The organism is Limimaricola sp. G21655-S1 (assembly GCF_027213785.1).
Lineage (GTDB): Bacteria > Pseudomonadota > Alphaproteobacteria > Rhodobacterales > Rhodobacteraceae > Limimaricola.
Genome location: NZ_JAPWGO010000001.1, coordinates 82,310 through 102,713, shown reverse-complemented (window position 1 = coordinate 102,713; position 20,404 = coordinate 82,310). Strand labels below are relative to the sequence as shown.

The 20,404-nt window shown below is 68.5% G+C and carries 25 protein-coding genes; 14 read left to right on the top strand and 11 right to left on the bottom strand.

Annotation, left to right across the window (positions count from 1 at the left end; all coding sequences use genetic code 11):
• Window positions 1-16: 16 nt before the first annotated feature.
• From O4G76_RS00545 to rnhA, 3 genes are all read right to left on the bottom strand, one after another.
• Window positions 17-1,228: an MFS transporter gene (locus O4G76_RS00545; RefSeq protein ID WP_269395515.1), complete on the bottom strand. Its 1,212-nt coding sequence runs from the start codon at window positions 1,226-1,228 to the stop codon at window positions 17-19.
• Between the two features lie 124 nt (window positions 1,229-1,352).
• The gene (gene recO / locus O4G76_RS00540) at window positions 1,353-2,081 is read right to left on the bottom strand and encodes a DNA repair protein RecO (RefSeq protein ID WP_269395514.1); all 729 of its coding nucleotides are present in this window, start codon (window positions 2,079-2,081) and stop codon (window positions 1,353-1,355) included.
• A gap of 7 nt (window positions 2,082-2,088) precedes the next feature.
• Window positions 2,089-2,556: a ribonuclease HI gene (rnhA, locus tag O4G76_RS00535; RefSeq protein WP_269395513.1), complete on the bottom strand. Its 468-nt coding sequence runs from the start codon at window positions 2,554-2,556 to the stop codon at window positions 2,089-2,091.
• A 136-nt stretch (window positions 2,557-2,692) separates the two neighbouring features.
• Here rnhA and O4G76_RS00530 point away from each other — a divergent pair, with 136 nt between their 5' ends.
• The gene (locus O4G76_RS00530; RefSeq protein ID WP_269395512.1) at window positions 2,693-3,517 is read left to right on the top strand and encodes a manganese catalase family protein; all 825 of its coding nucleotides are present in this window, start codon (window positions 2,693-2,695) and stop codon (window positions 3,515-3,517) included.
• A gap of 157 nt (window positions 3,518-3,674) precedes the next feature.
• Here O4G76_RS00530 and O4G76_RS00525 read toward each other — a convergent pair whose 3' ends face one another.
• The 3 genes from O4G76_RS00525 to O4G76_RS00515 form a co-directional block, all read right to left on the bottom strand.
• On the bottom strand, window positions 3,675-4,109 hold the full coding sequence (locus O4G76_RS00525) for a DUF3429 domain-containing protein (RefSeq protein WP_269395511.1): 435 nt from the start codon (window positions 4,107-4,109) through the stop codon (window positions 3,675-3,677).
• Window positions 4,106-5,065 (bottom strand): 4-hydroxy-3-methylbut-2-enyl diphosphate reductase, encoded by a 960-nt coding sequence (gene ispH / locus O4G76_RS00520; RefSeq protein WP_269395510.1) that lies wholly within the window; start codon window positions 5,063-5,065, stop codon window positions 4,106-4,108. The genes O4G76_RS00525 and ispH overlap by 4 nt, the downstream gene beginning before the upstream one ends.
• 106 nt (window positions 5,066-5,171) lie before the next feature.
• Window positions 5,172-5,732 (bottom strand): NYN domain-containing protein, encoded by a 561-nt coding sequence (locus tag O4G76_RS00515; protein ID WP_085895063.1) that lies wholly within the window; start codon window positions 5,730-5,732, stop codon window positions 5,172-5,174.
• A gap of 101 nt (window positions 5,733-5,833) precedes the next feature.
• Between O4G76_RS00515 and folK the strand changes: the two genes are divergently transcribed.
• From folK to O4G76_RS00450, 13 genes are all read left to right on the top strand, one after another.
• Complete coding sequence (gene folK / locus O4G76_RS00510) at window positions 5,834-6,427, top strand: 2-amino-4-hydroxy-6-hydroxymethyldihydropteridine diphosphokinase (RefSeq protein WP_269395509.1); 594 nt, start codon at window positions 5,834-5,836, stop codon at window positions 6,425-6,427.
• A gap of 138 nt (window positions 6,428-6,565) precedes the next feature.
• Window positions 6,566-6,919: a DNA-directed RNA polymerase subunit omega gene (gene rpoZ, locus O4G76_RS00505; RefSeq protein ID WP_021692332.1), complete on the top strand. Its 354-nt coding sequence runs from the start codon at window positions 6,566-6,568 to the stop codon at window positions 6,917-6,919.
• 37 nt (window positions 6,920-6,956) lie between these two features.
• A complete protein-coding gene (locus tag O4G76_RS00500) occupies window positions 6,957-9,107 on the top strand; it encodes a bifunctional (p)ppGpp synthetase/guanosine-3',5'-bis(diphosphate) 3'-pyrophosphohydrolase (protein WP_269395508.1) in 2,151 nt (716 codons plus the stop codon).
• Window positions 9,108-9,121: 14 nt separating this feature from the next.
• Window positions 9,122-9,778, top strand: coding sequence for a DUF2062 domain-containing protein (locus O4G76_RS00495; protein WP_269395507.1), 657 nt, complete (start codon window positions 9,122-9,124; stop codon window positions 9,776-9,778).
• Between the two features lie 23 nt (window positions 9,779-9,801).
• A complete protein-coding gene (locus O4G76_RS00490) occupies window positions 9,802-10,551 on the top strand; it encodes a pyridoxine 5'-phosphate synthase (protein ID WP_269395506.1) in 750 nt (249 codons plus the stop codon).
• A gap of 243 nt (window positions 10,552-10,794) precedes the next feature.
• Complete coding sequence (locus O4G76_RS00485) at window positions 10,795-11,439, top strand: hypothetical protein (protein WP_269395505.1); 645 nt, start codon at window positions 10,795-10,797, stop codon at window positions 11,437-11,439.
• Window positions 11,440-11,610: 171 nt separating this feature from the next.
• Complete coding sequence (locus O4G76_RS00480; protein ID WP_269395504.1) at window positions 11,611-12,051, top strand: PA2169 family four-helix-bundle protein; 441 nt, start codon at window positions 11,611-11,613, stop codon at window positions 12,049-12,051.
• 116 nt (window positions 12,052-12,167) lie between these two features.
• Window positions 12,168-12,575 (top strand): holo-ACP synthase, encoded by a 408-nt coding sequence (gene acpS / locus O4G76_RS00475; RefSeq protein WP_085895068.1) that lies wholly within the window; start codon window positions 12,168-12,170, stop codon window positions 12,573-12,575.
• Between the two features lie 56 nt (window positions 12,576-12,631).
• Entirely contained in the window at window positions 12,632-13,792 is a 1,161-nt protein-coding gene (locus tag O4G76_RS00470; protein ID WP_269395503.1) for an MFS transporter, read from the top strand.
• A gap of 77 nt (window positions 13,793-13,869) precedes the next feature.
• Window positions 13,870-14,721, top strand: a complete 852-nt coding sequence (gene lepB / locus O4G76_RS00465) for a signal peptidase I (protein WP_269395502.1) — start codon at window positions 13,870-13,872, stop codon at window positions 14,719-14,721.
• Window positions 14,718-15,398, top strand: a complete 681-nt coding sequence (rnc, locus tag O4G76_RS00460; RefSeq protein WP_269395501.1) for a ribonuclease III — start codon at window positions 14,718-14,720, stop codon at window positions 15,396-15,398. Before lepB ends, rnc begins: the two co-directional genes overlap by 4 nt.
• Entirely contained in the window at window positions 15,395-16,432 is a 1,038-nt protein-coding gene (era, locus tag O4G76_RS00455; protein WP_269395500.1) for a GTPase Era, read from the top strand. Before rnc ends, era begins: the two co-directional genes overlap by 4 nt.
• Window positions 16,425-16,763, top strand: coding sequence for a DUF1491 family protein (locus O4G76_RS00450; protein WP_269395499.1), 339 nt, complete (start codon window positions 16,425-16,427; stop codon window positions 16,761-16,763). Before era ends, O4G76_RS00450 begins: the two co-directional genes overlap by 8 nt.
• 85 nt (window positions 16,764-16,848) lie before the next feature.
• Here O4G76_RS00450 and O4G76_RS00445 read toward each other — a convergent pair whose 3' ends face one another.
• The 5 genes from O4G76_RS00445 to O4G76_RS00425 are packed head-to-tail and all read right to left on the bottom strand — an operon-like array spanning window position 16,849 to window position 20,351.
• Window positions 16,849-17,748, bottom strand: a complete 900-nt coding sequence (locus O4G76_RS00445) for an ornithine cyclodeaminase family protein (RefSeq protein ID WP_269395498.1) — start codon at window positions 17,746-17,748, stop codon at window positions 16,849-16,851.
• On the bottom strand, window positions 17,745-18,365 hold the full coding sequence (locus O4G76_RS00440) for an HAD family phosphatase (RefSeq protein WP_269395497.1): 621 nt from the start codon (window positions 18,363-18,365) through the stop codon (window positions 17,745-17,747). The genes O4G76_RS00445 and O4G76_RS00440 overlap by 4 nt, the downstream gene beginning before the upstream one ends.
• On the bottom strand, window positions 18,362-18,820 hold the full coding sequence (locus O4G76_RS00435; protein WP_269395496.1) for a YaiI/YqxD family protein: 459 nt from the start codon (window positions 18,818-18,820) through the stop codon (window positions 18,362-18,364). The genes O4G76_RS00440 and O4G76_RS00435 overlap by 4 nt, the downstream gene beginning before the upstream one ends.
• Window positions 18,817-19,647 carry an S-formylglutathione hydrolase gene (gene fghA / locus O4G76_RS00430; protein WP_269395495.1) on the bottom strand — a complete coding sequence of 277 codons (831 nt, stop codon included), beginning with the start codon at window positions 19,645-19,647 and terminating at the stop codon, window positions 18,817-18,819. The genes O4G76_RS00435 and fghA overlap by 4 nt, the downstream gene beginning before the upstream one ends.
• Window positions 19,644-20,351, bottom strand: a complete 708-nt coding sequence (locus O4G76_RS00425; RefSeq protein WP_269395494.1) for a nitroreductase family protein — start codon at window positions 20,349-20,351, stop codon at window positions 19,644-19,646. Before O4G76_RS00425 ends, fghA begins: the two co-directional genes overlap by 4 nt.
• Between the last annotated feature and the right edge of the window lie 53 nt (window positions 20,352-20,404).

Sequence of the window (20,404 nt, the reverse complement as noted above, 5' to 3'; positions counted from 1 at the left end):
TGTGGCCCGGCGCCGTTCAGACGGCAAGGGGACGCGGCGCGCCGAGCCGCGGGTGCAGCTTCGCCGCAATGGCCGAGGCCGCGGCCATGCCGGCCCCGCAGGCCGCGAACACCCCCGCCACCGGCGCCACGGTCAGCACCAGCCCGGCCACCGCCGGGGTGAGGATGCCCGACACGTCGCGAAAGCTCGCATAGACCGCGGCCATCTCGGTGCGCTCGGACGGCTTCACCGCCATCAGGAAGGGCAGCCCAGCGCAGACGTCGAGCATCACCAGGCAAACCGATCCCGCCATCAGCGCGGCGAGCGCCGCCCATGGCGCGCCGGAGAGAAGCGTCGCCGCGACGAATAGCGCCGCCGCGACAGCAAAGCTGCCGCGCACCGCGAAACGCACGCTGGTGCGCTGCACCAGCCGCAGCATCAGGGGCGTGGTGAACAGCAGCGCGTTCGACAGCGACAGCATCACCCCGCCGAGCCTGTCTCCCAGACCCTGCTCGATGCAGAAGATCGGCAGGTAGACGATGTAGACCCACCAGCCGCAGGAACGGATCACCGCGAAGAGCCAGCCCGCCACGAGGCGCGGCTGCGCGCCGAAGCGTCCGAGAAACGCCAGCGGGTTCGGCGCCGGTCCCCGGGCCCGGACGATCTGCCGGCCATTGCCGAGCCGCATCCGCCAGAACGCCGCCACCACCGCGAGCGCCATCGCAGCCGCCAGCAGGAACGGCGCCGGATACCACCAGTCGAGCAGGATCACCCCCAGCGCCGGACCGACCATCCACGACGCCGCCGAATAGACCAGCCGCGTCGATTCGTTGCGCCCCAGATCGCTGCGCGCGATGTGATCGAGCACATAGGCGTTGAAGCAGACCATCCACAGCACCGTCGCCAGCGCGTTCGACGCGAGACCCAACGCCAGCAGCCCGGGCCGCCCGGTCAGGGCGAGCCCGGTGCCCAGCACGTAGAACAGCCCGACCCCGGTGAACAGCCAGCGCCGGGGCACGCGCCTGTTCACCCAAGGCAGCAGCAATCCGCCGCAAAGCGACGAGATCCCCACCGCGAAGTAGATCACGCTCACCAGCGCGGCGTCGCCAAAGGCGCGATAGAGCGCCAGCGGCATCACCGAGAGCAGGATGCCCCGCACCCCGGCCTCCAGCGCCGCCAGCCTCGCGAAATCCTCGACGCGCGGCGTCGGCGAATGGGTGAGGAAGATCGGGGCGCGGGGGGTGACCATGAGGCGACTCGCATCGACGGCAGACACTTCCTCCTTGCGCCCGCCGCTCCCGCCCCGGCTGTGCCGGACGCGACATCGCGATGTCGTATCGGGGCCAAACGCACGGGGCGGCGGAACCGCGCCGTCACCCGCTTCGCGCGATCGCCTCGATCAGCCGGCCACGCGCCGGGGGCAGCGGCCGGTCGCCAGATCCCGGCAGCAGCCGGTGCTCGATGAACCAGCCGGTGGTGCCCAGCGCCGCGACGATGTCCTGCGGCCCGGCCTCGCCCTCGCCGCGCAGCACCGGCGGCAGCGGCAGCAGCTTCGCGGCCCAGGCCCCCGCCCCCGCCCGGCTTACCGCGCGGCCCGATTTCGGGCTGACCAGCTCCAGCCCCTCGGTCTCGCCGGTGACCGCGCAGCGCGTGAGGTCGAGCGCGAAGCCCATCTCCTCCAAGAGCGCCATTTCCCAATGCAGGTAGGCCAGCGGCCAGAGCTCGCTTTCGCCCAGCAGATCCAGAAGCGCCATGGTCCGGTCGTAGAGTGGCGGGTGCGGGTCGCGCTCGGGCAGCACGCTGACCAGCAGCGCCGCGACCGCGTTGAGGCCGGCCAGCGCCAGCCGGTCCTCCATCACCTGCGCGGCGCGAGAGCGCAGCGGCTCGAAGGTGAAATTCCCCAGATGCTCGCCCAGTCGCGCCTTCCAGGTGAGATCGAGCTGCGCACCGGGTTGCAACAGCGGCGCGATGCGGCGCGAGCCGCCGCCGCGAACCACGCCCGCATGCAGCCCGTGGCCGCGGGTGAACACCTCGACGATGGCCGAGCCCTCGCCATGGCGGCGCACCCGCAGGAGCGCGCCCTCTTCGCGCCACTCGATCATGCGCGGATCACGCGCGCGCGCGGCCCGGCTTGAACGGCGCCATGCCGGCGCGGGCCAGCTCGTCGGCGCGCTCGTTCTCGGGATGGCCGGCATGGCCCTTGACCCAGGTCCAGGTCACGTCGTGCCGCGCCGCCGCCTCGTCGAGCCGGCGCCACAGGTCCTCGTTCTTCACCGGCTTGCCGGTCGAGGTCCGCCAGCCCTTGCGCTTCCATCCCGCCATCCACTCGGTGATGCCCCCCTTCACATAGGCACTGTCGGTCACGACGGTAAGCTTGGAGGACTTGCCCAGCGCCTCGAGAGCCGCGATCGCCGCCATCAGCTCCATGCGGTTGTTGGTGGTCATCGCCTCGCCGCCCTTGAGCTCGCGCTCCTTGGTAACGGTGTCGCCGTCCTTGGCCTGCAGCAGCGCGCCCCAGCCGCCGGGGCCGGGATTGCCCGAGCAGGCGCCGTCGGTGAAGGCGAAGATCTTGGCCATGGGGGCGTCCTTGGTCAGGGGGTCGGGGCGTTCCCTTTAAGCGAAGCTCCGCCGTCCGGCAACGTACCATGCGGAACTCGCCCCCCGGGTGAGGATGTTCAATCGGGGTGACTTAACCGAATGCGGAGCCCTTCCCATGTTCCACCACTCCTCCAAGCTTCAGTACCAGGTGCGCGTCGACAAGCCCTCACCGGCCTTCGCCAAATATCTCCAGCAGGCGATCGGCGGCGTCGAGGGCGAGATCCGCGTCGCCATGCAGTACTTCTTCCAGGCGATGGGCGCGCGCGGCGACAGCAAGTACCGCGACATGCTGATGATGACCGCGACCGAGGAGCTGAGCCATATCGAGTTTCTCGGCCACGCCGTGGCGCTGAACCTCGAAGGCGCGCCGGTCGAGGTGCAGGACGAGGCCGCGAAGGACCCGGTCGTGCATGCGATCCTGGGCGGCATGAATCCGCGCCACATCCTCAGCTCGGGCCTTTCGGCGATGCCGGTGAACGCGAACGGCGTGCCGTTCGACATGAGCCATGTCTACGCCACCGGCAACCTCGCCGCCGACATGATGGCCAATGCCACCGCCGAATCGGGCGGCCGGGTGCTGGCTTCGCGGCTTTACAACATGACCGACGACGCGGGCATGAAGGACATGCTGTCCTTCCTGATCGCCCGCGACACGATGCACCAGCAGCAGTGGCTGGCGGTGATCGAGGAGTTGGGCGGCTGGGAAAAGGCGTTGCCGATCCCGAACTCGACCCCCGAGGAGCACGAGGCGACCGAGCACAGCTACTACTTCCTCAATACCTCGCTCGACGAGCCGACCCCCGAGGGCCGCTGGACCTCCGGTCCCTCGCTCGACGGGCGCGGCACCTTTTCGAAGAAGGACAAGCCCGAACCGCTGGGCCAGAAGCCCGATCTCGGCAAGGCCAAGCCGAAATCCGGCACCCAGACCGAGCAGCAATGAGTTCAGGAGGGGCGGGCTTCCGGGCGCGCCCCTTCCCTTTCATCCTTCTTCAAATACGCAGATCCGACACCAGCCGTGCGCGAGGTGCCGAACGTGGTGCCCGCCGCCAGCCGGGGGATTTGCGTATTTGGGGAAAGATGAACAACAAGGAGCGCTCTCAGAGCAGCGGCAGCGCCAGGCAGATCACGACGAGACCGGTGAGCAGCAGCCGCAAGCGCAGCCACCAGCCCGGCGCGAGGCCATGTTTCTGGAAGCCCGCATCGAGCGCCAGAAGGCCAAGAAAGCCGGCGATCAGCACCAAGCTCGACCGCTCCCAGCCGCCACCGACGAGGAAGGCGACCCAGAGCGCGGGGAGGGTCGAGACGCCGTAACCGATGGCAGCGGCGCGGCCGCTGGTCTTGGTCGCGAAGCCCCACAGCACGCCGGACATGAAGCTCAGGATTACGCTGCCATAAAACACTTGGACGTAGGGTCCGACCAGCCTCTGCGGCAGCCAGCCTGGCACGAGGCCGGGAAACCACGTCGTCAGCAGCCCCCAAGCGAAGGGAAGCACCCCCGCGAGCCCGAGGAGCAGGGCCGCGGGCGGGATCACGCAGGTTCGCGCAGGATGCGGGGTACCTTGAATTCGACGTTTTCCTGCGCCGTCTCGACCAGCTTCACGGTGACGTCGAAGCGGGCGCGGAAGGCATCGATCACCTCCTGCACCAGCACCTCGGGCGCGCTCGCCCCGGCCGTGAGGCCGAGCGAACGGATGCCGTCCAGCGCGCGCCAGTCGATCTCGGTGGCGCGCTGCACAAGCTGCGCATAGCCGCAGCCCGCCTTGGCCGCGACCTCGACCAGCCGCTTGGAGTTCGATGAGTTCGGCGCCCCCACCACGAGCAGCGCGTCGCACCGGGGCGCCATCGCCTTCACCGCTTCCTGCCGGTTGGTGGTGGCGTAGCAGATGTCCTCTTTTCCGGGTCCCTTGATCGCCGGAAAGCGCGCCTTGAGCGCCGCGACGATGCCGGCGGTGTCATCGACAGACAGGGTGGTCTGGGTGACGAAGGCGAGCCGCTCGGGATCGCGCACGGCGACGGTAGCGACATCGGCCTCGGTTTCGACCAGCAGCACCTCGCCCTCGGGAAGCTGCCCCATGGTGCCGATGGTCTCGGGGTGGCCCGCATGACCGATCATGATCATCTGCAGCCCCTCGGCCGCGTGCCGCGCCGCCTCGTTATGGACCTTGGTTACCAGCGGGCAGGTCGCATCGACCGCGATCATCTCGCGCCGCGCCGCCTCGGCCGGGACCGATTTCGCCACGCCATGCGCCGAGAAGATCACCGGCCGGTCGTCGGGCGCCTCGTCCAGCTCCTCCACGAAGACCGCCCCCTTGGCGCGCAGGTCATCGACCACGAAGCGGTTGTGCACGATCTCGTGGCGCACATAGACCGGCGCCCCCCATTTCTCGAGCGCCATCTCGACGATCTTGATGGCGCGGTCGACTCCGGCGCAAAAGCCGCGCGGCGCGGCCAGATGGAGCGTCAGGGGCGGCAGGGTGGTCTCGGGCATCGGGGGCCTCCGGGGCGCGCTGGCCGGTGGATTGCGATGCCGCACAGCTAAGCGTTCCGACGCCCGAGGTCCAGCGGCCACCCCGACGGCCCGCCTGCGCGGCGGCTCATTCCTCGTTCGCGGCCGCCGCACCGTTCTGGCGCGGCGCCCGGCCGATCACCTCGCGCAGCTCCTCGAGCTCGATGAAATTGTCGGCCTGGCGGCGCAGCTCGTCGGCGATCATCGGCGGGGTGGAGCGGATCGACGACACCACCGAGACCCGCACGCCGCGCCGCTGCAACGCCTCGGCCAGCGCCCGGAAATCGCCGTCCCCGGAGAACAGCACCGCATGGTCGATGCGATCCGCGAGGTCGAGCGCATCGACCGTCAGCTCCACGTCCATGTTGCCCTTGATCTTGCGCCGCCCCTGCGCGTCGGTGAACTCCCGCGCGGGCTTGGTGCGCATCGCGAAGCCATTGTATTGCAGCCAGTCGACTAGCGGCCGGATCGGCGAGTACTCATCGCCATCGAGCAGCGCGGTATAGTAGTAGGCCCGGATCAACCGACCCCGCCGCAGGAACTCCTGCCGCAACAGCTTGTAGTCGATATCGAATCCCAGCGCCTTGCCGGTGGCATGCAGATTGGCTCCGTCGATGAACAGGGCCAGTCTTTCGTCCCGATAAAACATTGTGGAAAATTCCTTGATAAAATATCGCCGAAGCTTGCCGGATCGATCTCTTGGCGGACCTTCCGCACTCCTGCCCCTCTTTGTCTGGGAAAATCAAGCGAATGGCGCAAGATACACATATCGACACCTCGCCCGGCGGACGGCAGGCCCTGATCGCGCTGGGCGCCAATGCCGGCTCGCCCGCGGGCGCGCCCGAGGCGACGCTGCGCGCCGCCATGGCGCGGATCGAGGCGCTCGGCACCGGCGCGCGGCACAGCCGCCTGTGGCGTAGCCCGGCTTTCCCGGCGGGCAGCGGCCCCGATTTCGTCAACGCGGCGACGGCGATCGAGACAGAGCTCGGCGCCGAGGCGCTGCTCGGGGCGCTGCACGAGATCGAAGCCGAGTTCGGCCGCGAACGGCGCACCCGCTGGGGACCGCGCAGCCTCGATCTCGACCTCCTGGCGCTGGGCGATCTGCTCTGTCCCGACCTCGCCGGCTGGTCGCTCTGGCGCGATCTGCCGCTCGACCGTCAGGCCCGCGAGGCGCCCGACCGGTTGGTCCTGCCGCATCCGAGGTTGCAGGATCGCGGCTTCGTCCTGCTGCCGCTGTCGGAGGTCGCGCCGGACTGGCGCCACCCCGTCACCGGCTCCGACGTGGTGGCGATGCGTGATGCGCTGCCGCCCGGGGCGCGCGAGGGGCTGGAGCCGCTGGGTTGAACCGGGCCGTCCGGCCCGTCCCACCCCTGCCCCGCCTTGTGTTCCGCCGCCCGGCGCTGTATGCGTGCGCCTTCGAGGCCGTGCCGCGCGATTCCGCGTGCGGCCGCCCTTTGCCCAACCTGAGATGGGAGTCGTCCGATGGCCCGCGTGACAGTCGAAGATTGCGTTGACAAGGTTCCGAACCGGTTCGAGCTGGTGATGCTCGCCGCGCATCGCGCCCGCGAAATCACCTCCGGCGCGCCGCTTACGGTCGCCCGCGACAACGACAAGAACCCCGTCGTGGCGCTGCGCGAGATCGCCGACGAGACCCAGCAGGCCGACGATCTGCGCGAGCGGATGATCGAGGCGCACCAGACCCAGATCGAGGTCGACGAGCCCGAAGCCGATTCGATGTCGCTCCTGATGAGCCAGGAAGCCGACAAGCCGGCGCAGGACGACATGAGCGAAGAGCGCCTGCTGCGCGAGCTGATGCAGGTCCAGAAAGAGGGCTGATCGCAGCCCGCACCAGGCCGGGGGGTAGGACGCCCAGATGACATCCGCAGACGAGCTGATCGCTCTGGTCCGCAGTTACAACCCGGCCACCCGCGACGCGTTGATCCGCGACGCCTATGCCTTCGGCGAAGAGATGCATGAGGGGCAGTTCCGCAAGTCGGGCGAGCCTTATTTCATGCATCCGGTCGCCGTGGCGGTGATCCTCGCCAAGCAGCAGATGGACGATGCCACCATCGTCACGGCGCTGCTGCACGACACGATCGAGGACACGCGCGCCTCGTTCTCGGAGGTCTCCAAGCGCTTTGGCCGCGAGATCGCCGAACTGGTCGATGGCGTCACCAAGCTGACCAACCTGCAGCTGTCCTCGACCCGCACCAAGCAGGCCGAGAACTTCCGCAAGCTGTTCATGGCGACCTCGCGCGACCTTCGGGTGACGCTGGTCAAACTCGCCGACCGGCTCCACAACATGCGCACGATCCGCTCGATGCGGCCCGAAAAGCAGGCCCAGAAGGCGCGCGAGACGATGGAGATCTACGCGCCGTTGGCGGGCCGGATGGGCATGCAGTGGATGCGCGAGGAACTCGAGGACCTGTCCTTCCAGGTCCTCAACCCCGAGGCGCGCAACTCGATCATCCGCCGCTTCATCATGCTCCAGAAGGAGGCCGGCGACGTCGTCGAGCGGATCACCTCCGACATGCGGCTCGAACTCGACCGGGCGGGCATCAAGGCCGACCTGTTCGGTCGCGCGAAGAAGCCCTATTCGATCTGGCGTAAGATGCAGGAGAAGGATCAGGGTTTCTCGCGGCTCTCCGACATCTACGGCTTTCGCGTCATCACCGACAACGAGGCCGACGCCTACCGCGTGCTCGGCGTGATCCACCAGCGCTGGCGCGCCGTGCCGGGCCGGTTCAAGGATTACATCAGCCAGCCGAAATCCAACGGCTATCGCTCGATCCACACCACCGTCTCGGGCCGCGACGGCAAGCGGGTCGAGGTGCAGATCCGCACCCGCGAGATGCACGAGGTCGCCGAGACCGGGGTCGCCGCGCATTGGTCCTACCGCGACGGCCTGCGGGTCGAGAACCGCTTCGCGGTCGATCCGGCGCGCTGGATCGCCCAGCTGACCGAGCGGCTGGAGACGGGGCATGACGACGAGGATTTTCTCGAGGCCGTGAAGCTCGAGATGTACCAGGACCAGGTGTTCTGCTTCACGCCCAAGGGCGAGGTGATCAAGCTGCCGCGCGGCGCCACGCCGATCGACTTCGCCTTCGCGATCCACACCCGGATCGGCAGCGCCTGCGTCGGCGCCAAGGTCGACGGGCTGCGCGTGCCGCTCTGGACCCGGCTTAAGAACGGCCAGTCGGTCGAGATCATCACCGCCGACGGGCAGCGCCCGCAGGCCAGCTGGATCGAGATCGCGGTCACCGGCCGCGCCAAGGCCGCGATCCGCCGCTCCTTGCGCGAAGAGGACCGCGAGCGCTTCGTGAAGCTTGGCTCCGAGCTGGTGCGCGTGGCCTTCGAGAATGTGGGCCGCCGCGCCACCGACAAGGCGCTGCGGACCGCTGCCCGGACGATGGGGCTGGAGAGCGCCACCGAGCTTCTGGCGCGGTTGGGCTCGGCCGACATCACCACCCGCGAGGTGGTGCAGGCGCTCTATCCCGAGCTGGCCGCGCGCGGCGACACCCAGGAGGTCGCGCAGGAGCGCGCCGTCGCGGGCCTCGCCGCCGGGCAGAGCTTTCGCCGCGCGCCCTGCTGCCAGCCGGTGCCGGGCGAACGCATCGTCGGCATCACCTTTCGCGGTCAGGGCGTGGTGATCCACGCGATCGACTGCCCGACGCTGGCGCATTACGAGGAACAACCCGAGCGCTGGGTCGATCTGCGCTGGCAGGACGGCACCCATGGCGCCGTCAACACCGTGAGCCTCGACCTGACGATCACCAACGATGCCGGCGTGCTGGGCCGGATCTGCACGCTGATCGGCGAGCAGTCGGCCAACATTTCGGACATGACTTTCCTCGACCGCAAGCCCGATTTCTACCGCATCCTCGTCGATGTCGATCTGCGCGACGCCGAGCATCTGCATCGGGTGATGACCGCGCTCGAAGCCGAAAGCCACGTCTCCTCGATCGAGCGGCATCGCGACCCGTCGCGCGCCCTGCCCCACGCCCCGGCCCCGGCCGGGGGCTGAGCGGGAGCGCGCGCGTGGTCTTCAAGCGGCGCGACAGGCGGTCGGTGGGCCGCGCGGTGGCCGAGGCGCTCTATCCGAGGGGCGGCTGGCGCCGCGCCTTCGGCTACGTGAAGCACCGGTTGCAGCGCCTGCCCGACACGCCCGAGAAGATCGGGCGCGGCATCTTCGCCGGGGTGCTGGCGAGCTGGACCCCGTTCTACGGGCTGCATTTCATCATCGCCGTGATCTTTGCCAAGATCGGCCGGGGCAACATGCTGGCGGCGCTGCTTGGCACCTTCTTCGGCAACCCGCTCACCTATGTGCCGATCGGCGTGGTGGCGCTGCAGACCGGCTATTTCATCATGGGCCGGCCGCCGCATCGCGACATCGAGACCTCCCTGATGGGCAAGTTCGGTGCCGCCGGGCAGGATCTGTGGCACAATTTCGGGGCGCTGTTCGGCCCCGACCGCGCCGATTGGCGGGGGCTGGCGCTGTTCTATGACGACGTGTTCCTGCCCTATCTTGTGGGGGGCATCCTGCCGGGGCTGATTTCGGCCTTCGCCTGCTACTGGCTCTTCGTGCCGGTGATTTCGGCCTACCAGAACCGCCGCCGCCGCAAGCTGCGCGCCAAGCTGCAGGCGCTTGGAAAAAACCCGTCCACCCCGGCTGACGGGGCGGCGGGACCGGACTAGTCTGCGCCCAAAGGAGACAGATGATGACGGATCTCAGGCTCGGCGTGAACATCGACCACGTGGCCACGGTACGCAACGCGCGCGGTGGCGACACGCCCTCCCCGGTGCGGGCGGCGAAGCTCGCCGAGGAGGCGGGCGCCGACGGCATCACCGCGCACCTGCGCGAGGATCGCCGCCACATCTCCGATGCCGATATCGAGGCGCTGGTGGCGGCGCTGAAGGTGCCGCTCAACTTCGAAATGGCCGCTACCGATGAAATGCAGGCGATCGCGCTGCGGCACCGGCCCCACGCCGTCTGCATCGTTCCCGAAAAGCGCGAGGAGCGCACCACCGAAGGCGGACTCGAAGTCGCGAAGGACGAGAACCGGCTGGCACATTTCATCGCGCCCCTGCGCGAGGCGGGCTGCCGGGTATCGATCTTCATCGCCGCCGACCGGCCGCAGATCGATGCCGCCGCCCGGATCGGCGCGCAGGTCGTGGAGTTGCATACCGGGGCCTATTGCGACGCTCATGCGGCCGGGGATACCGCCACGCGCGACGCCGAACTGGCGAAGATCACCGATATGGCGACCCATGCCCATGCGCTCGGCCTCGAAGTGCATGCCGGGCACGGGCTGACCTATGACACGGTCGGGCCGATCGCCGGACTGCCGGAAGTTCGCGAATTGAACATCGGCCATTTCCTGATCGGCGAGGCGATCTTCCGCGGGCTGTCGCCCGCCATCGCCGAGATGCGTCGCCGGATGGAGGCCGCGCGGCGAGTGTTGCGCTGAACGGGTTCCCGCTTCGGGCGATCACGATTTCCGCCTTCACGTGGCAAGGGCCGGTTTTCGCAAGTCTTTGCCAAGGCCTTGGCAATTTTCTGCCAGACGGTGGGGCATCGCGGCGCTGCCTGAAAAACCGGCAGGAACGAGACGCCGTCGCAGCCGTTCTGCCCTCCGAGACCGCCGGGGCCCACTCACCCCCCTAACTGCCCCGGCCGGTCAGAATACTGGAGGAAAGGAACGATTATGTTCATGAAGTCCAAGAGTCTCGTCGCCGCCGCTGCCCTCACCGTCGCCGCCTCCGGCGCCTTTGCCCAGGGCCAGGAGGGCCTCGTCAACGTATCCGTGGACGACAACACCGTGCAGGTGCCGGTGAGCGTCGCGGCCAATGTCTGCGATCTCGACGTCAACGTGCTGTCCGGCCAATTCGTCGGATCGGACAAGACCGCCTGTGAAATCGACCAGGAAACCGCTGCCGCAAACGGCATCGATACCGGTTCGAATGGCGGGTCGGGCAACGGCCAGCAGGAAGGCCTCGTCAATCTCTCGGTCGATGGCAACACCGTTCAGGTGCCGGTGGGCGTGGCCGCCAATGTCTGCGACGTCGACGCCAACGTGATCGCCCAGCAGATCAAGGGCACCGACGACAGCGCCTGCGAGATCGATCAGGAGACCGCCGCCGAGAACGGTATCGACACCGCGGGCCTGAGTGACAGTGACATGACCAACGCAACGGATGCGGCCGAGGACGCGGCGGAGAACACGGTGGAGAACGCCGAGGAAGCCGCCGAGAACACGGTCGACGCTGGCGAGAACGCCCTCGATAACGTCGAGGAGACCGCCGAGGACGCGCAGGACGACCTCGAGGAGACCGCCGAAGACGCGACCGACAGCTGATCCGTCCAGTACGACTCAAAGGGAGCGTCCGGCCACGGGCCGGGCGCTTTCTTTTGCTCCCAAACACCCGTGGATACAGCAATTTTTCCCACCGAATCAGGACCGATCATCGGTGTTGGGCGTTGTTATCCCGAAGCCCCTTGCGGGCGAAAACATGACATGGAGGACATCATGGCCGACCATCTCGACACTCTCAAGAAACTGCACACCCGCGTCATCGACAGCCGCGACGGCTACAAGCACTCGCGCGAGGAAGTGAAGGACGAGCGCGGCTTCGTCGGCTTCTTCGACCGCCGCATCGCCGAGCGCGAGCAATTCCACACCGTGATCCATCGCCAGCTTGGCGCCGAGGGCGTCGAGGTGAGCGAGAGCGGCTCCACCGCCGCCGCGGCGCATCGTGGCTGGCTGTCTCTCAAGGATTCGCTGACCGGCGACGACGAGGCGGTCTATGACGAGATCATCAATGGCGAAGAGCAGCTCCTGAAGCTCTATGATGAGGCGATCGAGGCCACCGCCGGCAAGCCGGAATGGTCCTTCCTCGCCACCCAGCGTGCCGATGTTGAAAAGGCGCTGAGCGAGGCGCGCTCCGAGAAGATGCGCCACGCGGCCTGATCCACCGCCCTTTCGGTTCCGAAGGCGCCGTCCCCCCCGGGGGCGGCGCTTTTTCGTCGCCGGCCCCGATCCCCACACAGATTGCCCGCCCTCCCGGCATCGGCTACCCAAGGCCCATGATACTGGGCATCGGCACCGACCTCGCGAATATCGACCGCATCGCCGGCGTCCTCGAACGCCATGGCGACCGCTTCCGCAATCGTGTCTTCACCCCGGTCGAACAGGCCAAGGCCGAGCGCCGCCGCGACGTGGCCGGCACCTATGCCAAGCGCTGGGCCGCCAAGGAGGCCTGTTCCAAGGCGCTGGGCACCGGCCTGCGCATGGGCATCGCCTGGAAGGACATGGCGGTGTCGAACCTTCGCACCGGCCAGCCGGTGATGGAGGTGACGGGCTGGGCCCGGGAACGGCTCGACGCGATGACCCCCGTGGGCCACGAGGCGATCATCCATGTCACGCTGACCGACGACCACCCCTGGGCCCAGGCTTTCGTGGTGATCGAGGCACGGCCCCTCGCAGGCCATTGATGCTCGCGGCGACGCGCAGACGGATCGGGGGCAATCGCGGTCTCGGACCGCTTCTCTTGGCGCAGCTACCCGCGGATTTCGCCGACTGGCTCGATTTCGTGGCCGTGACCGCGCTTCTGACCTTCACCTGGTCCGCGCCCACCCATGCCTATGCGTGGCTCGCGGTGGGGCTGGGCCTGCCCTATCTGACGGTCGGTCTCTTCGCCGGCGCGCTGGTCGACCGGCTCGATCTGAACCGGGTGCTGGTCTGGTCCAATATCGGCCGCGCGGTGGCGACGGCCGCGCTGATCCTCGCGCCGAACTGGCAGGTGCTCGTCACCATCATCTTCGCGCGCGGTTGCGCCGACGCCTTCTTTTCGCCCGCCAAGCAGGCGGCGCTTCAGGCTCGCACCATGGAGGCCGATCTGGTCTTTGCCAACGGGCTCAGCCATTCGATCAATCAGTCGAGCAAGATCGCCGCCCCTGCGCTGGGCGGCGCGATGCTGGCCTTTCTCGACCCGCAAGGGGTCTTCGCCTTCAACGCCGCCGTCTCGGTGCTGGCGGGCGTGGTGCTGTCGCGTCTCGATCCGTTCGAGCGTCCGGGCCCGGCCCGCGCGCCGCGCCCGATCCTGCACGACATCGCCGAAGGGATGCGGCTGGTACGCCAGAGCCCGGTGCTGGGTGCCGCGATCACGCTGATGGCGCTCGGCTTTTTCGCGATGTTCTTCTACGACACGCTGATCGCGCCGTTGATCGAGGCGCTGGGGCAGGACGCGACGGCGCTTGGCCTGTGCCTTGCCGCCCTCGGGACCGGTGGCGTTCTGGGCGGGCTGCTCCTGGGCGGCACACGCGGCATATCCGGTGCCTTCGGCACCGTCGCGGCGGGCAATCTCGCCTCGGCGCTGATTCTCGGCGGCATCGGCCTGGCCGAGATCGCGGACTGGCTCGCGCCGCTACCGCTACTTCTGGCCCTGTTCGCGCTCGCGGGCGTGGTGTCGGCGCTGGCGCTCGTACCCTACAGGGCGCTGATCCAGTCGGGGGCCGGTGCGGGCGGGGTCGGCCGGGTCTCGGCGCTGTCGGAAGCGGCGAACATGGCGGCGCTGCTGATCGCGCCGTTCCTCGGTGCGGCGCTGGCCGAGGCGGTGTCCGTCGGCGCGGCCTTCGTCGCGGGTGCCGCGATCACGCTCATCATCGCGCTGGCGGCGCTGGGGCTGGCCTTGCGGTTTCGCGCGCGCTAGATGGCGCCTCTGGCGGTTTCCTTGACTAATCCCCCCGCCCCCCGCATGTAGCCCCGAAACCCCGAGGGACCCATCGCATGGCCAGCAGATCCGATACCGAGAAGCAGGGCTTCGTCCACAGCGTGTGGGAAACCGTCAAGACGGTGTTCTGGGCGCTGCTGATCGCGGGCATCTTCCGCACCCTGTTCTTCCAGCCGTTCTGGATTCCCTCGGGCTCGATGAAGGACACGCTGCTGATCGGCGATTTCCTCTTCGTCAACAAGATGGCCTATGGCTACTCCTACGCCTCCTGCCCCTCGGTACGGCTGGATTCGATCGGCATCGACATCTCGGCCGAGGATGTCTGCGGCTGGGCCAAGGGCGACAACGACCGGCTTTGGGGCGAATACCCCGAGCGCGGCGACGTGGTGGTGTTCCGCCACCCCGTGACCGGAGAGGATTTCATCAAGCGCGCCATCGGCCTGCCCGGCGACCGGATTCAGGTCCGCGACGGGCGGCTCTTCATCAATGACGAGGCGGTGGGCCTCGAGCCTGCCGGCACCTTTACCGAGGTGATGGAACGGCAGGGGCCGCAGGGCTTGCTGCCGCGCTGCCGCAACGGCGCCGTCGGCATGGGAGCCACCTGCGAGAAGACCCGCTATACCGAGACGCTGCCCAACGGGCGCAGCCATGACGTCCTCGACATTACCACGCAGTCGTCGGACAATACCGGCGTCTACACCGTTCCCGAGGGGCATCTGTTCTTCATGGGCGACAACCGCGACAACTCGACCGACAGCCGGGTGCCGCAGAACGCGCGCGGCGTGGGCTTCGTGCCCTTCGAGGATCTCGTGGGCCGGGCCGACCGGATCATGTTCTCCTCGGCGGGCCGCTCGATGCTGGCCTTCTGGACCTGGCGCTCCGACCGCTTCTTCAAGGCGGTCGAGTGAAGCTTTCGGCCGAACTCCGTGCCTTCGCGGCCCGGCTGGGGCACGAGTTTTCGCGGCCCGAGCTGCTGTCGCGCGCCGTCACCCATGGCTCGATCTCCGGGCCTATGCGCGATGACAACCAGCGGCTCGAATTCCTGGGCGACCGGGTGCTGGGCCTGGTGATGGCCGAGGCGCTGCTCGAGGCGGATCGGAACGCCACCGAGGGCCAGATCGCGCCGCGCTTCAACGCGCTGGTGCGCCGCGAGACCTGCGCCGAGGTGGCCCGCGAGATCGAGATCGGCGCGGTGCTGCGGCTGGGACGCTCCGAGATGAAGTCCGGCGGCCGCCGCAAGGAGGCGCTGCTCGCCGATGCGATGGAGGCGGTGATCGCCGCGGTCTATCTCGATGCGGGCTTCGAGGCGGCCAAGCGGGTGGTGCGCGGGCTCTGGGGCGACCGGGTGAACCGGGTCGAGGAAGATGCGCGCGATCCCAAGACCGCGCTTCAGGAATGGGCGCAGGCGCGCGGCGAGCCGCCCCCTGCCTATGCGGAGACCGACCGCGAGGGACCGGACCACGCGCCGGTCTTCACGATCGAGGTCAGGCTGGCCTCCGGCGCCGCGGAGAGCGCCACCGCGGGGTCGAAACGGCAGGCGGAACAGGCGGCCGCGGCCGCGCTTTTGAAACGGGTGAGCGAATGAGCGAGCACGACCAGACGCCGGAAGGCGACGACACCCCGGGCGCCGCTCAGGGCGCAGGCCCCGAGGCGCTGCACGAGAATGACCTGTCAGGCGCGCCGATCGGCAGCGACCAGCATGGCGAGGATGGCCCGACCCGCGCCGGTTACGTAGCGCTGATCGGCGAGCCGAACGCCGGCAAGTCGACCCTGCTGAACCGCATGGTCGGTGCCAAGGTGTCGATCGTCACCCACAAGGTGCAGACCACCCGCGCCCGCATCCGCGGCGTCGCGATGGAGGGGCGCTCGCAGATCGTCTTCGTCGACACGCCGGGGCTGTTCCGGCCGCGCCGCAGGCTCGACCGCGCGATGGTCGCCGCCGCCTGGAGCGGTGTCGCCGATGCCGACATGGTGGTTCTGCTGATCGAGGCGCATCGCGGCATCACCGACGGCGTGAGGGCAATCCTCGACTCCCTGCCCGAGCGGCTCGGTCGCAAGCCGGTGGCGCTCGCCATCAACAAGATCGACAAGGTGAAATCCGAGGCGCTGCTGAAGCTCGCGCAGGACTGCAACGCCGCGCATCCCTTCGTGAAGACCTTCATGATCTCGGCCGAGCGCGGCCACGGTGCCGCCGACCTGAAGGAATGGCTCGGCGCCGAAATGCCCGAAAGCCCCTGGCTTTATCCCGAGGACCAGCTTGCCGACCTGCCGCTGCGGATGATCGCCGCCGAGATGACGCGCGAGAAGCTGACGCTCAGGCTGCATCAGGAGCTGCCCTACGAGCTGACGGTCGAAACCGAGAGCTGGCAGGAGCGTGAGGACGGCTCGGCCCGCATCGACCAGATGATCTATGTCGCCCGCGAGGGCCACAAGGGTATCGTTCTGGGCAAGGGCGGCGAGACGATCAAGGCCGTCTCCAAGGCCGCGCGCGAGGAGCTGGCGGAGTTTCTCGGGCGCAAGGTGCACCTGTTCCTGCAGGTGAAGGTGCGACCGAACTGGCTCGAGGAAAAGGAACGCTATTCCGAGATGGGCCTCGATTTCCGCGATGGGAATGGCTGAGCCGCGGCTTGCCTCGGGCATCTGGGTCTCCGCCTATCTGGCCCGTCTCAGGCTGCACGACATCCCCGCCTTCGTCACCGCCAAGGGCGACGAGACGGCGGGCGCGGTACTGATCAAGTCCAATACGCTCGACGGGCAGGCGCGGCTCCATCAGCGCAGCCTCGACCTGATGACCGGGGCGCGGGCCTGGATCGTGTTGGCCGAAGGGCCTGAGCCGGAGGTCGATGCCAGCATCGAGAAGCAGAAACGCTTCGACCCCGATCTGTGGGTGATCGAGGTCGAGGACCGCGCGGGCCGGACGCTTCTGGACGAGCCGGGGCTGGCCGACTAGGACGAGGCCATCCCGGGCCCCGATCGCTCATACGGGCGCCGGGGCGATCTCGTTACCTGTCGTTCTCCCGCCTTCAGAGCCCGGCTCAGGCCGACCGCCAGCGCTCGAGGATGTGCCGCGCCACCATCAGGTCGAGATGCGCGCCGCCGCCATTCTTGAACAGCGTGATCTCCTCCTCGCTTTCGCGCCGGAACCGCTCGGGCTCCGAGAACTCCGCCACCACGTCCTCGCGCGCGATCGCCCCCGCCTCCAGCGGGATCTTCAACTCGCCGATATGATCGAGCGTGGTGGCGCGCGCATCGACGAAGATCCGTGCCCGCTGCAACGCCCGGTCGTCGGTCTCGCGCATCTGGGGCGTGAAGGCGCCGATCAGGTCGAGATGCGTGCCGGGGCGCAGCCAGTCGCCCCGTACCACCGGCGCCTTCGCCATGGTCGCGCAGGTGACGATGTCGGCGCGACCCACTGCCGCTTCCAGATCCTCGGCTACGGTGATGTCGGGGTGTTTCGCCTTCAGCCGCTCCGCCCCCTCGCGCGAGCGGTTCCAGACCGTGAAGCGCGCGTCGGGAAAGGCCGCGCCATAAGCCTCGCGCAGCGACGAGGCGACATTGCCGGCCCCGACGATCAGGATCTCGCGGCTGTCGGGGCGCGCGAGTTTCATCGCACCTAGCAGGCTGTCGGCGGCGGTCTTCCACTTGGTGACGAGGTGGAAGTCCACCACCGCCTCCAGAGTGCCGTCCCTATCCGAAAGCAGGTTCACCGCGCCATTGATGCTGGGGCCGTCATTGCCCGGAAAGATCGTCGCGACCTTCACCGCGATCCCCAGCCCCTCGATCCAGGCGGAGCGGTTCAGAAGCGTATCCTCGCCCCGGTAGAGGAAGGTGTCGGTGACCTGAGCGGGCGGCAGTTCGTGCCCCGCCTCGATCGCGCGGGCCATGGCGATCCAGTTCAGCCTGGCCTCGGCCTCGGGTGGGACGATCTCGGTCATGCGGCCTCCGCTTCGCTCAGCAGCCCCTCGGCCACCAGCCTTTTGGCCAGCCCCTCGGGTCCGGTGAAATGATGGGTCTGCCAGCCGCGCGCATGGGCAGCCGCGATGTTGTCGGCGCGGTCGTCGGTGAACAGGAGCCGCTCCGGCGCCACGCCGGTGTCGCGCTCCAGCCGCTCGTAGATCGGCGCGTCGGGCTTGGCCATGCGCAGATGCCCCGAGACGAAGAGCGCATCGAACTCGGCGAAGACTGGGTAATGGGCACGGGCGATCTCGAAGGTCTCGACCCCGAAATTCGACAGCGCGAAGACCGGCACGCCACGTGCCTTCAGCGCCCTGAGCAGCCGCCCCGAGCGCGGGATCTCCGGGCTCGCCATCTCGATCCAGCGGTCGTGCCACAGCATGATCTCGGCCGCGCGCGCGGGATGCGCCCGGGCCAGGGCACTTACCTGCCCGTGAAAGCTCTCGCCCAGATCGACGCGCTCGTTCATCCCGTGCAGGTCGACTGCGCCGAACAGCTCGGCCCGGCGCTCGGGTCCGATCACCGCATCATAGACCCGCTCGGGGTTCCACTCGATCAGCACGTTGCCGATGTCGAAGACCACCGCCTCGATATTCACGATCCCGTCCCTTCCGTCTTGGCCTTGCGCAGGGCCCGTTCCAGCGCGTCGAGGAACCGCGAGCGGTCCGCCTTGGTGAATCCCTTGCCGCCGCCCTGTCGGAACGGATCGGCGGCGCGGATATCGGCCATCAGGTCGCGCGTCGCCAGCACGTTGCCGATATTGGCCTGCGTCAGCGGCTCGCCATTGTGCCTGAGCACCTGCGCCCCCGCCTCGACGCATTTCGCGGCAAGCGGGATGTCGTTGGTGATGACCACGTCCCCCGCCTTGGCACGATCGGCGATCCACATGTCGGCCACGTCCGGCCCCTCGGGCACGATCACCGTCTCGACATAGGGGTTCTGCGACGGGCGCAGCCCGCCATTGGAAACGATCGCCACCTTCATCTTGTGGCGGGTGCCCACCGTCTCGCATTCGGCCTTCACCGGGCAGGCATCGGCATCGACATAGATCATGACCACAGCGCCGCGGCGTGGAAGTCGACGTGGTCCTCGATGAAGGACGACACGAAGAAATAGCTGTGGTCGTAGCCGCGCTGAAGGCGCAGCGTGCCGGGCTGACGCCGCTCGGCCATGGCGCGGGCGAAATGCTCGGTGCCGAGCTTGTCGCCGAACTGGTCGGCGGTGCCGGTGTCGATCAGCAACGGCCCATCGAAGCCGGTCTTGGTCATCAGGAGCGTCGCGTCGTGGCGCGCCCATGTGGCCTCGTCCGCGCCGAGATAGGCCGCGAACTGCCGCCGTCCCCACTCGCTCTGCGTCGGGTGGCAGATCGGCGCGAAGGCCGAGACCGAGCGGTAGCGTCCCGGCAACCGCATCGCCATGGTCAGCGCGCCATGCCCGCCCATCGAATGACCGGTGATCGACTGGCGGCCCTCGTCGATGGCGAACTGTCCCTCCAGCAGGCCGGGCAGCTCCTCGGTCACGTAATCCCACATCTGGTAATGCTCGGCCCAAGGGTCCTCGGTGGCGTTGAGGTAGAACCCCGCCCCCTGCCCCATGTCGAAGCCGTCGTCGTCGGCCACGCCCGCTCCGCGCGGCGAGGTGTCGGGAAACACCAGCGCAATGCCCTGCTCGGCGGCCCAACGCTGCGCGCCCGACTTGGTCATCGCGTTCTCGTGGGTGCAGGTGAGACCCGACAGGAACCACAGCACCGGCACCGGGCCTTCCTGCGCCTCGCTCGGCAGGAACAGCCCGAAGGTCATCTCGGTGCCGGTCGCCTCGCTGGCATGGGAATAGACCCCCTGCACGCCGCCGAAGCAGGTGTTCTCGCTGATCGTCTTCATGTCGTCTCCGTCTGCGCCCCGATCACCGTCAGGATCTCTTCGAGCGGTTTCTTGTTCAATGCCGCCGCCGGCACGGTGGCGTCTTCGGCGGGGTGGCCCACCGCGAGGATCATCACCGGCTTTTCGGCCACCGGGCGGTCGCATAGCTCTGTGAGGAATTTCATCGGGCTCGGCGTGTGGGTGAGTACCGAGAGCCCCGAAAGATGCAGCGCGCCGATCAGGAAGCCGGTGGCGAGGCCGACGCTCTCGGGCACGTAGTAGTGCTTGTAGCGCGAGCCGTCGGGCCGGGTGCCCCAGCGCTGCGCGAAGACCACGATCAGCCAGGGCGCCACCTCGAGATGCGGCTTCGAGGCCCCGGTGCCGATCGGCTCCAGCGCGGCGATCCACTCGTCGGGCGCGCCGCCACCGTAAAAGGCCCGCTCCTCCTCCTCGGCCGCGGCGCGGATCCGGGCCTTCATGTCCGGGTCCGAGATCGCGACGAAATGCCAAGGCTGCTGGTTCGCGCCCGATGGCGCGCGCCCGGCCGTGGCGATCGCCGTCTCGATCACCTCGCGCGGCACGGGGCGGTCGCAGAATTCGCGCACGCTGTGGCGGGTCGCCATCGCGTCGAAATGCGTGCGGGCGGCCTCGACCATCGCCGCGTCGGTCATCTCGCGTCGGTCCGGCAATGGCGTGGGCCTGTAATTCGTCGTCTCGAAGCTCATCGCGCCCTCCCCTTGCGAGTGGGCAGTCTCTCCAATGCCCCTGCCGGGCGCAA

What these genes read in the sequence shown, in the direction of transcription:
- O4G76_RS00485 (WP_269395505.1), top strand. Translation starts at nt 10,795, where the DNA reads ATGAAGTCCAAGAGTCTCGTCGCCGCCGCTGCCCTCACCGTCGCCGCC.
- O4G76_RS00425 (WP_269395494.1), bottom strand. Translation starts at nt 20,351, where the DNA reads ATGAGCTTCGAGACGACGAATTACAGGCCCACGCCATTGCCGGACCGA.
- lepB (WP_269395502.1), top strand. Translation starts at nt 13,870, where the DNA reads ATGGCCAGCAGATCCGATACCGAGAAGCAGGGCTTCGTCCACAGCGTG.
- O4G76_RS00500 (WP_269395508.1), top strand. Translation starts at nt 6,957, where the DNA reads ATGACATCCGCAGACGAGCTGATCGCTCTGGTCCGCAGTTACAACCCG.
- O4G76_RS00515 (WP_085895063.1), bottom strand. Translation starts at nt 5,732, where the DNA reads ATGTTTTATCGGGACGAAAGACTGGCCCTGTTCATCGACGGAGCCAAT.
- O4G76_RS00530 (WP_269395512.1), top strand. Translation starts at nt 2,693, where the DNA reads ATGTTCCACCACTCCTCCAAGCTTCAGTACCAGGTGCGCGTCGACAAG.
- O4G76_RS00545 (WP_269395515.1), bottom strand. Translation starts at nt 1,228, where the DNA reads ATGGTCACCCCCCGCGCCCCGATCTTCCTCACCCATTCGCCGACGCCG.
- era (WP_269395500.1), top strand. Translation starts at nt 15,395, where the DNA reads ATGAGCGAGCACGACCAGACGCCGGAAGGCGACGACACCCCGGGCGCC.
- recO (WP_269395514.1), bottom strand. Translation starts at nt 2,081, where the DNA reads ATGATCGAGTGGCGCGAAGAGGGCGCGCTCCTGCGGGTGCGCCGCCAT.
- O4G76_RS00445 (WP_269395498.1), bottom strand. Translation starts at nt 17,748, where the DNA reads ATGACCGAGATCGTCCCACCCGAGGCCGAGGCCAGGCTGAACTGGATC.
- folK (WP_269395509.1), top strand. Translation starts at nt 5,834, where the DNA reads ATGGCGCAAGATACACATATCGACACCTCGCCCGGCGGACGGCAGGCC.
- O4G76_RS00435 (WP_269395496.1), bottom strand. Translation starts at nt 18,820, where the DNA reads ATGATCTATGTCGATGCCGATGCCTGCCCGGTGAAGGCCGAATGCGAG.
- rpoZ (WP_021692332.1), top strand. Translation starts at nt 6,566, where the DNA reads ATGGCCCGCGTGACAGTCGAAGATTGCGTTGACAAGGTTCCGAACCGG.
- ispH (WP_269395510.1), bottom strand. Translation starts at nt 5,065, where the DNA reads ATGCCCGAGACCACCCTGCCGCCCCTGACGCTCCATCTGGCCGCGCCG.
- acpS (WP_085895068.1), top strand. Translation starts at nt 12,168, where the DNA reads ATGATACTGGGCATCGGCACCGACCTCGCGAATATCGACCGCATCGCC.
- fghA (WP_269395495.1), bottom strand. Translation starts at nt 19,647, where the DNA reads ATGAAGACGATCAGCGAGAACACCTGCTTCGGCGGCGTGCAGGGGGTC.
- rnhA (WP_269395513.1), bottom strand. Translation starts at nt 2,556, where the DNA reads ATGGCCAAGATCTTCGCCTTCACCGACGGCGCCTGCTCGGGCAATCCC.
- O4G76_RS00450 (WP_269395499.1), top strand. Translation starts at nt 16,425, where the DNA reads ATGGCTGAGCCGCGGCTTGCCTCGGGCATCTGGGTCTCCGCCTATCTG.
- O4G76_RS00490 (WP_269395506.1), top strand. Translation starts at nt 9,802, where the DNA reads ATGACGGATCTCAGGCTCGGCGTGAACATCGACCACGTGGCCACGGTA.
- O4G76_RS00480 (WP_269395504.1), top strand. Translation starts at nt 11,611, where the DNA reads ATGGCCGACCATCTCGACACTCTCAAGAAACTGCACACCCGCGTCATC.